At 67.8% G+C, this 12,416-nt stretch carries 10 protein-coding genes; 7 read left to right on the plus strand and 3 right to left on the minus strand.

Translation table 11 applies throughout. From position 1 onward, the window contains the following. Window positions 1-53: 53 nt before the first annotated feature. The 7 genes from rpsF to M3M54_RS10955 all read left to right on the plus strand — a co-directional run bounded on the left by rpsF (window position 54) and on the right by M3M54_RS10955 (window position 5,566). Entirely contained in the window at window positions 54-434 is a 381-nt protein-coding gene (gene rpsF / locus M3M54_RS10925) for a 30S ribosomal protein S6 (protein WP_249019079.1), read from the plus strand. A gap of 220 nt (window positions 435-654) precedes the next feature. Beyond that, complete coding sequence (locus tag M3M54_RS10930) at window positions 655-1,122, plus strand: single-stranded DNA-binding protein (RefSeq protein ID WP_249019080.1); 468 nt, start codon at window positions 655-657, stop codon at window positions 1,120-1,122. 46 nt (window positions 1,123-1,168) lie between these two features. Next, window positions 1,169-1,489: a 30S ribosomal protein S18 gene (gene rpsR, locus M3M54_RS10935; RefSeq protein WP_249019081.1), complete on the plus strand. Its 321-nt coding sequence runs from the start codon at window positions 1,169-1,171 to the stop codon at window positions 1,487-1,489. A gap of 36 nt (window positions 1,490-1,525) precedes the next feature. Next, window positions 1,526-1,975 carry a 50S ribosomal protein L9 gene (gene rplI, locus M3M54_RS10940; RefSeq protein ID WP_249019082.1) on the plus strand — a complete coding sequence of 150 codons (450 nt, stop codon included), beginning with the start codon at window positions 1,526-1,528 and terminating at the stop codon, window positions 1,973-1,975. Window positions 1,976-2,166: 191 nt separating this feature from the next. After that, window positions 2,167-3,528 (plus strand): replicative DNA helicase, encoded by a 1,362-nt coding sequence (gene dnaB, locus M3M54_RS10945; RefSeq protein WP_249019083.1) that lies wholly within the window; start codon window positions 2,167-2,169, stop codon window positions 3,526-3,528. A gap of 7 nt (window positions 3,529-3,535) precedes the next feature. Further along, complete coding sequence (locus M3M54_RS10950; RefSeq protein ID WP_249019084.1) at window positions 3,536-4,216, plus strand: ATP-binding protein; 681 nt, start codon at window positions 3,536-3,538, stop codon at window positions 4,214-4,216. A gap of 30 nt (window positions 4,217-4,246) precedes the next feature. Beyond that, window positions 4,247-5,566 (plus strand): adenylosuccinate synthase, encoded by a 1,320-nt coding sequence (locus M3M54_RS10955; RefSeq protein ID WP_249019085.1) that lies wholly within the window; start codon window positions 4,247-4,249, stop codon window positions 5,564-5,566. Window positions 5,567-5,568: 2 nt separating this feature from the next. Here the strand turns inward: M3M54_RS10955 and M3M54_RS10960 are convergent, their stop codons facing one another. The 3 genes from M3M54_RS10960 to M3M54_RS10970 all read right to left on the minus strand — a co-directional run bounded on the left by M3M54_RS10960 (window position 5,569) and on the right by M3M54_RS10970 (window position 12,402). Then, window positions 5,569-10,026 carry a glycoside hydrolase family 15 protein gene (locus M3M54_RS10960; RefSeq protein WP_249019086.1) on the minus strand — a complete coding sequence of 1,486 codons (4,458 nt, stop codon included), beginning with the start codon at window positions 10,024-10,026 and terminating at the stop codon, window positions 5,569-5,571. 162 nt (window positions 10,027-10,188) lie between these two features. Next, window positions 10,189-11,538, minus strand: a complete 1,350-nt coding sequence (locus tag M3M54_RS10965) for a transposase (RefSeq protein WP_249019087.1) — start codon at window positions 11,536-11,538, stop codon at window positions 10,189-10,191. Window positions 11,539-11,769: 231 nt separating this feature from the next. Next, the gene (locus M3M54_RS10970; RefSeq protein WP_249019088.1) at window positions 11,770-12,402 is read right to left on the minus strand and encodes a transcriptional regulator; all 633 of its coding nucleotides are present in this window, start codon (window positions 12,400-12,402) and stop codon (window positions 11,770-11,772) included. Window positions 12,403-12,416: the final 14 nt, after the last annotated feature.

Genomic DNA, 12,416 nt, shown 5'->3' on the forward strand with positions numbered 1-12,416 from the left:
GCAGCTCGCCCGGTGGCCGGAGCCGATCTGACGGCGAGCGCGGGCCTTTCACCATGTCCAAAGATCCCATCCTTTACGACCTCGTGCTGCTGCTCTCGGCACAGGCTGACGAGCAGGCGCGCGGAACCCTCGTCGAAGAGGTCGAGGCGATGATCGCCTCCGGCGGCGGCACCGTGGCTCTCAAGCAGAGCTGGGGTCAGCGCCCGACCACCTACCGCATCAACCATCAGAGCGACGCGGACTACTACCTGATTCAGTTCACCGGCCCGCCAGCACTGCTTGAGGCGCTGTCGCACACGCTGCGGATCGCCGACCAGGTGCTGCGCTTCCGCATCATCAAGGTGCTGCCGGGCACGCCGCCCGCGCCGGAGAGCCCGCCGCCGATCCTCGCCGGGGCGACCGCGGTCGCAGCAAGCGAAGACGAAGCGGCCTGAGCGCGACGCTGACCCTGGACCCGAGTCGCACGGACTCGGCTCAACCGTTTCGTGGGCGCCGCTTTACGGTGGATGACGCTCGCGGGCCCCTTCGCTTCTGGTCGTCTGCAGCGAGACTGTCACGAATCTGTGCCAGTTTGCGGCTTGGGCCAGGCCGCCGTCCGTACCGCGCTTAGACTCGCCTGAAAGACCTGGCGAAACCGTCGAAAGGAGGCCCGACATGGCGGGCAACATCAACAGAGTGATCATCACCGGGAACCTCACGAGAGATCCCGAGCTCCGCACTTTGCCGAGCGGCACGAGCGTCTGCGAGCTGCGTGTGGCCTGCAACGGCCGCAGGCGGAGCGCCGAAGGCAACTGGGAGGACGACCCCAATTACTTCAACGTCTCGGTGTGGGGGCAGCAGGGCGAGAACTGCAAGCGCTACCTCTCCAAGGGGCGTGGCGTCGCGATCGACGGACGCCTACGCTGGCGTGAATGGGAGACCGAGGGGCAAAAGCGTCAAGCTGTCGATATCATCGCTGAGACCGTGCAGTTCCTCGGTGGCGGTAACGAAGCTCCGAACGGTAACGGGAACGGCTTTGCAAGCAGCGCAAGCGCTGTTGCGAGCGATATTCCCGTCGATACCGCGGACTTCGTCACCACACCGATGGGCGGCGGTGTCGCCGAGGACGATATCCCGTTCTGATCGCTGGCGACCGATCAGCAATAAAGACTTCGATAGGTGATGCCCAGTGGCAAAGCAGCGTAGACGGCCGGTTCGCCGGCGTGACAGGAAGGGCGGTCCTTCATCGGGCCGGCGCAAGCCCTGCCCGTACTGCCGCGACAAGGTCGAACAGGTCGACTACAAGGACGTGTCGCTGCTGCGGCGCTTCATCTCAGATCGAGGCAAGATCCGCTCTCGGCGCATCACGGGCGCCTGCCGCCGGCATCAGAGCCAGGTCGCGCGCGCGGTCAAACGCGCGCGCGAGTTAGCCCTCTTGCCATACGTGGCCGAGGGTGGTAGCGACCATCGCGAGGGTCGCGGTGGACGTGACCGCGACCGTGAGCGCTAGCAGCGGGTCGCTCGCGCGGACCTTCTGGAGGTACTGATGCCACAGGCAATTCTGCTCGCCGACGTCGAATCGCTGGGCGAGAAGGGCGAGGTCGTCGAGGTTTCGAGCGGTTATCTGCGCAACTATCTGGTTCCGCGCAAGCTCGCTGAGACCGCCACCCAGGGATCACTGGAAGCGGCCAGGCAACGTCATGAGGCGGCGGAGCGAGCTGCACGCGAGGCCGTCGGCCGCGCGCGTGAGAACGCTGACCTGCTCGGCAGGACCGTGCTCACGATCCCGCAGCAGGCCGGCGACGACGGGCGCCTGTTCGGCTCAGTCACCAGTCAGGACATCGTCGACGCCATCCGCGACGCACGTGGCATCCGCATCGACAAGCGCAAGGTTCAGCTCGACGATCCGATCAAGACGGTCGGCACGCACATGGTCAAGGTCGAGGTCGCCGAGGGCGTCACGGCCACGATCAAGACAATGGTCGTAGCCGCCTGAGGGCGGCGGCCGCGCATACTCGCCGCCGCCGCCGAGCCGGCACACAATCCATCGCTGAATGCGGCTTCTCGGCAGGCGTGACGCCTGCGCGCAGCCTATCGTTGTTGCGCGGCGCTCCAGCGACCGCGACCCGCCGGGCGACCGGTGAGCGCGCTGGCTGACCGCCGGCCCGTGAGTACCCCCACCGCGACATGAGCGCAACCGCACCCGCCAGCCCCACCCTGCACAGCCCGACCGCCGAGAAGTCGGTGCTCGGTGCCGTGCTGCTCGACGAGCAACACCTGCATGCGCTGCTGGTGGACGAGCAGCTGCGCCCCGAACACTTCTACGGCAGGGCGCACGCGGCCGTGTTCCAGGCGATGCTGGAGCTCTACAACCACGACCAGAAGATCGACCACCTGACGGTCGCCGAGCAACTGCGCCAGAACAACCGGCTCGAGGAGATCGGCGGAGCCGACGTGGTCGAGGAGCTGGTCGCCTGGGTGCCGGCCTCGGGCCACGCGCGCGACTACGGCCGCATCGTGCGCGAACAGGCGCAGCTGCGGGCGCTGCTCGAGGCCACGCGCGAGATCCAGGCCGACGTGATGGGCAGGGCCGCGTCGCCGCGCGAGCTGGTCGAGCGGGCGGAGCGAGCGATGCTGGAGGTCGCCCACGACGAGCGACGCCGCGCGATCCGCCCGATCTCCGAGCTGCTGCACGAGGAGACCGACCGTCTGCACCACCGCTCCAACCAGAAGAGCCCGCTCACGGGCACCCCCTCCGGGTTCCGCGACATCGACGACCTGACCGGCGGCTTCCAGGCCGGCAACCTGATCGTGCTCGCCGCGCGCCCTTCCATGGGCAAGTCGGCGCTGGTCTGCAACATCGCCGAGAACGCCGCACTGGCGGGCTTCCCGGTCGCGCTGTTCTCACTGGAGATGTCGGAGTCCGAGCTGGCCCAGCGCTTCGTCGCCTCACAGGCGAAGGTCCCGGGCGATGATCTGCGCCGCGGACGGGTCGCGGAGACACGCTGGCCAAAGATCCTCGAGGCATCCGGGCGCCTCTCCGAGGCGCCGCTCTACGTTGACGACTCGAGCGACACAAGCGTGCTCGAGATCCGCGCGAAGTCTCGGCGCCTGCACCATCAGCTCGAGGAGCGTGGCGGGCTTGGGCTGATCGTGATCGACTACCTGCAGCTGCTGCGCCACGAGGGCCGCGTCGAGAGCCGCGTCGAGCAGGTCGGCCAGGTCAGCCGCGGCTTGAAGAGCCTTGCCCGCGAGCTCAAGGTTCCGGTGATCGCGCTGTCGCAGCTGAGCCGTAACGTCGAGCAGCGCGCCGGCGACAAGAAGCCGATCCTCTCGGACCTGCGCGAGTCCGGCCAGGTGGAGCAGGACGCCGACCTGGTGATGTTCATCTACCGCGAGGAGTACTACAACCGCGAGTCTACCCGGCCCGGTGAGGCGGACATCATCGTCGCCAAGCACCGCAACGGCCCGGTCGGCGAGGTCACACTGACCTTCCAGAGCCAGTACCCGAAGTTCTCAAACTACGCGCCACCGCACTTCGCTGGTTGAGCAGACGATGGCAACCTGCGCGCTCGGCATCTGTGACGGCTCCGGCTTCCTCTACGACGAGGCCACCAACACCGCCCGCGACTGCGCCTGCCGGCCGCAGATGATCGCCCGCAACCGCGCGCGCGGGCTGGCCGCGGTGATCCCTGAGCGCTACCGCGACGTGGACTTTGACCGTTTCCCCGTGACCGAGATCGACGCGAAGGTCGTCGCCGCCACGCGCCGCTACGTGAGCCGCATCGACGCCAACCTGGATGCCGGTCGCGGCCTCTGGTTCATGGGCCCGGTCGGCACCGGCAAGACGACGCTTGCGATGATCGTCACCAAGGCCGCGCTCGATGCCGGGCGCTCCGCCGCGCGCTATTCGCTGCCGGGGCTGCTCAGTCAGATCCGCAAGACCTTCGACACCGGCTCTCACAACGACCTGCTGGAGCGCCTGGTCGCCGTGGACCTGCTGCACATCGACGACATCGGCGCCGAACAGACAACGCCCTGGGTGCTCGAGGAGCTCTACTCGATCATCAACGCGCGCTACGAGGAGCAGCGCGCCGTGGTGATCACCACAAACATCATGGACCGCGACACGCTCTGTCAGCAGATCACCGAACGCACCGTCTCGCGCCTGACCGAGATGTGCGACGAACTGCCGCTCCTGGGCCACGACCACCGGCTGGACCTGCGCATCGCCTGACGGGCCGCCAGCGCGTACACTGAAGAAGAAATGCCTGGAATCGTGGTCGTCGGCGCCCAGTGGGGAGACGAAGGGAAGGGCAAGATCACCGACCTGCTCGCCGAGCGCGCAGATGCCGTGGTCCGCTTTCAGGGCGGCAACAACGCCGGCCACACGATCGTCCACGAGGGCGTCACCTACAAGCTTCACCTGATGCCGTCGGGCATCCTGCACCCCGGGAAGCTCTGTGTGATCGGCAACGGGGTCGTGATCGACCCGAAGATCCTCACCGACGAGCTGGACGACCTGCGCAGGCGCGACATCGACACCAGCGCGTTGCGCATCTCGGCCAACGCGCACCTGATCATGCCCTACCACATGCTGCTTGACCACGCCGGCGAGATCAAGCTGGGCAAGCTGCAGATCGGCACCACCCGCCGCGGCATCGGCCCCTGCTACTCCGACAAGGCGGCGCGACTCGGCATCCGCGTACAGGATCTGCTCGACGAGAAGATCCTCAAGAAGAAGATCGTCGCGGCGATGGAGCCCAAGCGCCTGTCGCTGCGCGAGTTCGCGCGCGATCCCAGGCTCGACCTGCAGGCGATGACCGAGGAGTACCTGACCTACGGGCACCGCATCAAGCAGTACATCGCCGACACCAGCAGGCTGGTGCTCGAGCGTCTGGACGATGGCGAGCTGGTGGTCTTCGAGGGCGCGCAGGGGACCCTGCTCGACATCGACCACGGCACCTACCCGTTCGTCACCTCCTCGAACCCGATCGCCGGCTCGGCCACGATCGGCGCGGGTGTCGGACCCCGCGACATCACCGAGGTCTGGGGTATCACCAAGGCATACAGCACGCGCGTCGGCGCAGGCCCGTTCCCGACCGAGCTCGACGACGCCCTCGGCGAGGAGCTGCGCGAGCGCGGCGCCGAGTTCGGCACCACCACCGGGCGCCCACGCAGAGTCGGCTGGCTGGACCTGGTGGCGTTGCGCTACGCCGCCCGGCTGAACTCGCTGAGCGCCCTGGTGATCACCAAGCTCGATGTGCTCTCGGGCCAGCCGACGCTGCGCGTCGCCACCCGCTACCGAGCCGACGAGGGCCTTGAGACCGACCACTTCCCCTACCACCAGACCGTGCTGCACCACTCGGTCGGCGAGTACGAGGAGCTTCCCGGCTGGAGCGAGGACATCAGCGACTGTCGCAGCGAGCAGGATCTACCGGCGGCCGCGCGTGACTACCTGCGCTACGTCTCGGAGTTCGTGCGTGTACCGATCGCACTGGTCAGCGTCGGACCCGCTCGCGAGCAGGTCATCTGGACGCAGGCCGGCCGCAGCATGCAGGGCTACGGCGCCCGCGCCGCCGCGTAGAGCTATCCGGCGCTGATCGTCGGCCCGGCCAGGACCGGGTCGCTGCCCCCCGGTCCGGGCGAGAGCTCCGCTGGCACCGAGTCGGTCGCAAGCGGCGGAATCGTGTCCATCACGTCGGGCACGTTGTTCGGGTTCTCGGCGCAAATGGCGGGCGGGTTGGCCTGTGCGGCAGTCTGGACCGAGCACACACCGAAGGTGTAGCCGCCCGGCGTGGCGGTGAAACCGCGCAGGTCTGTGCCCGCAAAGCCGTTCTGCCCGGCGATGGTGAGCGTGAAGGTCCATCCGGGGCCGGGGGTTCCGAGCACCGAGTCGGGCAGCGTGATGTCAACCAGGCCCGGGGTCTCGCCGTTTGATCCCGGAGCGAGCTGCGTGAAGCTGACCTGCGGAGCCCCCAGGCTGGTCGCGCCCGCGATCCCGCCGCTGCTTGACCCCGGTGTTACCCAGAGGTCGTTGCCGAACCCGTCCACCTGCACAAGCTGGTTCCAGGCCGCCGCTGGCGCGATGCCGTAGTTATCAAACGGCCCGCCGGTCGTGTTGTCCGCCGTGGCTCCGGCCGTTGACTGCAGCTCGCCGGCCGGGACCGCTGAGGCGGGGGCATGGATGTAGAGGTCAAGCAGCTGGCCGCCGAGCAGCGAACCGTAGATCGACTGCATGTTCGCGATCTCAACCTGGATGGTGCTGGTTGCGTTGGGGCCGTTGACCACCAGCATGCCGTCGAGCTTGAAGGTGTCCGGCGGGAAAGGCGTGCTGGTGGGGTAAGCGTAGGTACCCGGACCGCTGCCGCCACCGACCCCGGCGGAAGCGTTCAGCACCACCGTTCCGGGGGGCAGCACGTCAACCAACGTGAACAGTGCCTCATTGGTGCCCGCGGGGGAGTCGCTGGCGGTCGTCGTGACCGCGACGGAGTTGGCGCCGGCCGCGAGCGTCACCGGCACGGAGAACGCTCCGCTGACGGGGTCCGCAGTGACGGTCGTGATCGTCGTCGCGCCTACGGTGCTGGCCGTGGTGGTGCTCGAGCCATCCGGATCGGGGGTTACGGCCACATCGACCGTGGCTCCAGGGGTGGTGGTGCCGGTGATGGTCGTGCTGGTGCCATCGACGGGAGCCGAAGGCCGCACCATGTTGGCCGGGACGTTGCCACCGCTCACCGCCAGCGGGGCCGTCACAGACAGTGGTGTCTGGGAGGTAGACGTGTCACCGGCGCCCGCGTAGCGCTGGGCGACGATCGACGGCTGGTCGACGAGCGACCCCGAGCCGAGGTCCACGATCAGCCGCAGCTCCTGCGCCTGTGCCCAGGTCAACGGCGCCGCCGACCCGTCGGCCTGGCCGGTGACGAACCCGATCGACGCGCTCTGCGGGTCGGCGATCGACGCCGGGTCGGTGCCGGCGCCGTTCTTCACGACGCTCGCACCGGTATCGACCGGGTAAGGACCGGCCGGTACGCTCGGGTCATCCCAGACCTGCTCGGGCACGAGCCCGACGCCCGATGCCGTCTTCAGCATGAAGTTCAGGTCGCCTACGGCAGCCGGAGTGTTGCCCGCCGCGATCTGATATTCGCCGTTCTCACCCGACAGCACCGGCCATGGGTGCCCGGTACCCGTGTCCTGGAACGCCCAGGGCACGCCTGTCCCTGGACAGTTCTGGTTGGCGGGCGACAGGTCGGGAGCCAGACCGTTCACGTCGTTGCTGGCCGGGTAGCAGTCGCCGTAACCGTCACCGGTGTAGCGCAGCACCCCGGTCCCCACCGACGGGATGCTCACGTCTATACCCGCCCCGTTTGCAGGCTGGGAGGCGATCGCGAGCGTGTTCTGCACAGCCGGTGAGGCGGCGCCCAGCTCGCCCTGGCGCACGAGCTCCAGGAACCCCTGGTCGATCACGCTGCGCTGGTCATAGCTCTGTGCGTTGCCGTTGCCGAGCGTGTAGTCGTAGGCGCTGTTCGGGTTGCCGTTCTTGCTGACCCGGATGAAGTACGGGCCGGCCAGAGCCTGGCCGGTGACGCTGGAGCCGCCGCTCGTGATCGTCGTTGCCATCACAAGGTTGCGGAAGTTGTCCGCGGTGGCCGCAAAGACCCTTGCCGAGGCCATGTCACCCTGCACGGCGGCGATCTTTGAAGCCGCCACGAGCCCCGCCACCTCGTCTGCCATCGTCGAGGGCGAGTAGCCGGTCTGCTCCTCCCAGCGCTCGACGCTGCCGGTCGTCTCCGGGCCGTTGGCCACCAGGAAGTCCGCGGCCGGACGAATGTGGTTCAGGTACAGCGAGCGGTCTGGGGCCAGACCGGCCTGCCAGGCGGCGAGGATCGGATCAGCGGTTTCGTCGAATTGCAGGCCACCCGTGTCGGGCGCCGCCTTGCCGTTGACAAGGCCATTGCGGGGAAATGCGCCGTTGGGAAGCTGCAGGTTGTCAAACCAGAACCTGACCATCGCACGCGCCGTACGCAGGTCGCCGTCGGCCAGAAAGCCAGTGAAGGTCTCGTACGCGTCGCGCGGGAAGACCTCCCGGTAAGAGCCGAAGTACGTGGCCAGATGGTCACTGCCGTTGCCGTTCCCGGCTGGCACAGCCTGCCCCCAGGGGCTGGCGAGCGACGCGGCGGTGTCGCCGATGAACGTCTTGTCCTCGCTGGCCTTGATCACGTTCGCGCTCAGCCAGTAGGCCTGCGCCAGCGTGTTCGGGCTCTCGCCAGCGCTGTCGCCGGCTACGCTCGTTGGTGGGCCGTGCAACTCTGCGTCGTAGACGAGCCACTGGTGCTGATACTGATTGAACGTGGCCGGGAACGGCGTGGTGGCGCTGCGTTCGGCAGCCTGCACGGCGCCACCCTCGTTGGCGCCAAAACCGAGCGCCACGGTGGCGCTCGCGACGTCTGCTGCCGTGACCGCGTCACCCGACTTGGCGGCCACCGCGGCGGCGATGCCCGCGGGCGTCACCTGGGCATAGCCGGCCGTCATCATCGCGCCACGCCCATTCCTGGTTCCGCCGGCCCGATAGCTTCCCAACGCCCCTTGGTCGGGTTGGAAGCCGGCGCCGCCCGAGCGACCCGCAAAGCTCAGCTCGACGGTCTGCGCGACGTTGCCGTTGTTGGCGTTGGCGCCCGTGCTCGTCAGCTGCTGACCGTTGTCCAGTTCCGTCAGTCCATCTGTCTGCGAGCCGACAAAGCCATTTTCGACGGCGGCAAACGGCGAGCTGGCAGCCAGCGCCGAGTAGATCGGCTGGGCATAGGTGCGGTTCAGCGCATCGGTGAAGGAGTTGGTGGAGTAGGCCAGCGGGATCTGCCCGAAGCGGCCGCCGTTGACGATCGTTGCCGACTCGCCGCCGACGTTCTGGCTGCCGCCGCCGCCATGACCGTTCAGCAGCGGGTTGAAGCGCAGATACACATGCAGGTTGCTCGCCGCGCCCGGCAGCCGGACGAGGCTCACGTGCATGACCACGGCATCGGTCGCAGGGCTCGTGACGAAGTCTGTGACGATCGCGAAGTGCTGGTCGGAGGCCTTGGGCAGGGCGATCACGCGACAGGCCATGCCGGTGCTGCCGAGCTGGCTGACCGTGTATGTCATATCCCTGGGCTGCAGATCGGTGAAGGCGTTGCCGGCGGCGCTACCGGTGATGATCGGGTCAAGGCTCTTGACGTTGGTGTTGTCGATCGTCGGGCTGTAAACATCCGAGAGGGTTCCGTCGGCCACCGTGTACCAGACCTTCGACTCCGTGTCGGCGGCCGTGCCGACGCAGTCCTTGCGGCCAAGGTCGTAATAGGAGAGCGAGCCTGGCGCACCGGCCACCGTGCCGGCGACGGTGCCGACCGTGAGGTCGAAGATGTGCAATGCCGGAACGTTGGGCGCCGCCTTGGCGCTCACACTGGGCAGCGTCACCGACGCCACCGTCTTGGCCGGGTCAAGCGCGATCGACCCGTAGTAGAGCGCGACCGGCGCACTCAAACCGCTGCCGGTGCCCGACGCCGTCGCGAGCAGGTCGGTGCCCGCCACGGGGCTGTTGTCGGCCCAGTCGCCGAAGTCCAGCGTCCCGGTCGTGGTGCTGCCGTCGGTGTAGGTGACGGTGAAGCTGCCGCCATAGCTGTTGGCGCCCGCATAGGAGACGGCGGCGACGACACCCAGCGTGTTGCCGGTCCCTGACAATGCGATCTTCTGACCGTCTGAGACCACGTTGTCGGCCCCTGAGGCGCTGGCCTGCGGCCAGGTGATCCGCAGGCCGTCGTGCAGCAGCGTGCGCCCGGGCACCAGGCCGTCTGCAGCAAGGCCGGAGGCGACGTAGCCATCGCCGTTGCCGTCGAAGTTGGCGGCAGGGCCACCCGGGGCGCTGATCCCGACGTTGTCGAACGCGGCGACGAGCGGCGTCGGCGTCGCGCCCGAGGCGATAGCCGAGCCCGGCCAGCCAGCCAGAGCACAACCCAGCAGCGCTGACACCGCCAGCCCGAACATGGCCAGCACACGCATCCTCGCACGCATCCGCATCTGTCTCTCCTATCCGCGGCGCTCACGGCTCGCGTCGCAACCGCAGCCGGCTGCGGTTCCGACGCCGGCGGGGCCCCTCTCGTTCGCTTCCGCACCCGAGCCTACGGCACCGGGCATAAACGAGGTATGAATAGGACACGTCCGGTTCTCGGGTTTCGCAGTTCATAGGCCGGCGGCTGCCCATGCTTGCTGGACTGCGCTGATTTCTCGGGTTGTGGGCGTTCGGGCCTGTTGTGGCTGAAATTGGGTGGCGATGATCACTCGTCGTAGCTTGGCGAGCATGTCCTGGAATGATGGGGTGGTCTTGGAGACATACCAGGGGGCGCGGGCGCGGTGCTCTGTGACGATGTCGGGGTGATGTCCGTAAATGGCGTACCAGATGGTCGTGAGGTCCATCGCCAGGAACTGGAATGGGACGGTCCGTTGCACGGCTTTCTCGGTCCGGTTGCGGGCATCGCCGATCCCGAAGATCTCTTTGCCGTCCTGGAAGGCGACTTCGATCGGCCAGCGGTCTGCGTAGCGCTCAACGATCTGCGCGGGCGTGGCGCTCGGGTCGGTGGTGATCAACGCGATCTGGTAGCCGGAGGGCTTGGCGGGGTCTTTGACGAGGATCACCCGGACGGGGGTCTCAGAACCCAGCGGCTCCCATAGGCAGTTGATCTCGGCCAGCTGGAGGGTCTCGGTTTTGTTGTAGCGCCGGACGGTCGCTTGAGCCCACTTGGTGGCCGGGCTGGTTGCGAGCTGCTTGAGCGTTGCGAGCCGCTCTCCCCATTCGCGTGGCCGGCCGCGTTTGCCGGTGCGTGGCGGCGCGGGGGCATAGAGCGTGGCGTTCACACGCAGGCGGCTGGTGATCCTCACATGATCCCCAACGCCACGCCACGCCTGGCTGATGTAGGCGCTGTCACCGACCACGTCGATCATCCGGCCGGGTAGCCGGGTGGCAAGCAGGCAGACAAGCTCCCTGGCCAGCGTGACCTTCCCGGGCCGCTCAGGATCGGGCTTGTGCTGCTGGACAAACTGTTTGCGCCGCGGCTGCCACAACCGGAACAGAACCGGCAAACAGACCGTGCGCTCCAGAAACGGCAGCTTGACACAGATCCCGGCGCACACCCAGTTGTTCCCCCAGGCGACCGAGCCTGAGCGGCTGTTGGCGGTCGCGTCATGATGCCAAAAGGTGCCGTGGATCCGGCGTCCCCTGCGTTTCAGCAGCGTGTCATCGACCGCGACCAGCACGCTCGCACCCGGTTCTGTGAAGCGCTCAACGATCAGCACCGCCAACCGCAACCCGAGCTCATCCGCTGACCAACGGGCGTTTGCGAAGAACCGATGGCAGCGGGCGTGATGCCACACCCCGGACAAGCGCGCGCCGACCAGCATCCCGGTCACGCACCGCAACCGGGTCTGGGAGACCTGCCCCACCACCAGCGCACAGAACGTCTCAAACGTCGGACGGGTGAAACACGACTCAAACAGGACAAGCAGCTCGTTCAGCGAAGATGGGACGCAGAGCATCGGCGGCAGCCTCCAAGAGAAGCCGCGCAGCGTGCCTCCCCTTGGCCGCGACGGACGGGTTATGTTGACAGCAACCGCTTTCGCGCAAGCCGCCGATGCTCCTTCTCCACCCTCTCGCCAACGACCGCCACCACCCCCGCTACAGCCGGCCCGTGATCACCCCCGCCAGCTACGCGCTAAGCCGCCCCGCGCCGCAAAAGTGCGAAACCCGAGCCGGTTGTTGACGAACAATTAACGGGAGGCCTGCGGCGCGCGCTCGGCGCTGAACGCCAGCGCCTCAAACAGCATCAGCGTGAGCCCGATCCGCAGCGCCGGCTCGCGCGCCTCTGCGCCGCTGGATGCTGCGCCTTCCTCCAGCCGGCTGGCGGCAGCACGCTCGATCTCCTGCGCCCTGGCGATCCAGCTCCGGGCCTCCCGGGCAAGCTCCTCCCAGCCCTCACGGTCGAGCGTCAGCGCCTGGGTCTCGAGCTGCGCTTCGACGGGGTCAAAACCGCCGGCGGCAGCCGACCGGTTGGCGTGGTCTGTGGCCGTGTTGATCAGCGCCGTCAGCACGCGCTGCTTGGAGATCGCGTCGAGCCCCTGCCAGGACTCCGGCGACGGCGCCGGGCGCGCGACCGTCCGGTAGTAGTGCTCGGTCGCGCCGCGGCGCTGACGGGTGCTCACCAGCTTCAGCAGCCCGAGCTCGTAGAGGGTGCGGACGTGGTAGGCGATCGTCCCAAGCGGCTGCTCGAGCTTGGCTGCCAGAACGACCGGGCTTGCCGCCTCCTCCTCCAGCATCGCCAGCAGCCGCACGCGGATCGGGTGGGAGATCGCGCGCAGCCAGCGCGGATCAGCGACGTCGGTGACGGGCTCCTGTTTGACCATCCCTCTCGATGGTA

The sequence above is a fragment of the Conexibacter sp. S30A1 genome (assembly GCF_023330665.1).
Taxonomy (GTDB): domain Bacteria; phylum Actinomycetota; class Thermoleophilia; order Solirubrobacterales; family Solirubrobacteraceae; genus Palsa-465.

Excerpts from the sequence above, each read along its gene's own strand:
- rpsF (WP_249019079.1), top strand. The coding sequence starts at position 54 with ATGTCCAAAGATCCCATCCTTTACGACCTCGTGCTGCTGCTCTCGGCA.
- M3M54_RS10930 (WP_249019080.1), top strand. The coding sequence starts at position 655 with ATGGCGGGCAACATCAACAGAGTGATCATCACCGGGAACCTCACGAGA.
- rplI (WP_249019082.1), top strand. The coding sequence starts at position 1,526 with ATGCCACAGGCAATTCTGCTCGCCGACGTCGAATCGCTGGGCGAGAAG.
- dnaB (WP_249019083.1), top strand. The coding sequence starts at position 2,167 with ATGAGCGCAACCGCACCCGCCAGCCCCACCCTGCACAGCCCGACCGCC.
- M3M54_RS10950 (WP_249019084.1), top strand. The coding sequence starts at position 3,536 with ATGGCAACCTGCGCGCTCGGCATCTGTGACGGCTCCGGCTTCCTCTAC.
- M3M54_RS10955 (WP_249019085.1), top strand. The coding sequence starts at position 4,247 with ATGCCTGGAATCGTGGTCGTCGGCGCCCAGTGGGGAGACGAAGGGAAG.
- M3M54_RS10960 (WP_249019086.1), bottom strand. The coding sequence starts at position 10,026 with ATGCGGATGCGTGCGAGGATGCGTGTGCTGGCCATGTTCGGGCTGGCG.
- M3M54_RS10965 (WP_249019087.1), bottom strand. The coding sequence starts at position 11,538 with ATGCTCTGCGTCCCATCTTCGCTGAACGAGCTGCTTGTCCTGTTTGAG.
- M3M54_RS10970 (WP_249019088.1), bottom strand. The coding sequence starts at position 12,402 with ATGGTCAAACAGGAGCCCGTCACCGACGTCGCTGATCCGCGCTGGCTG.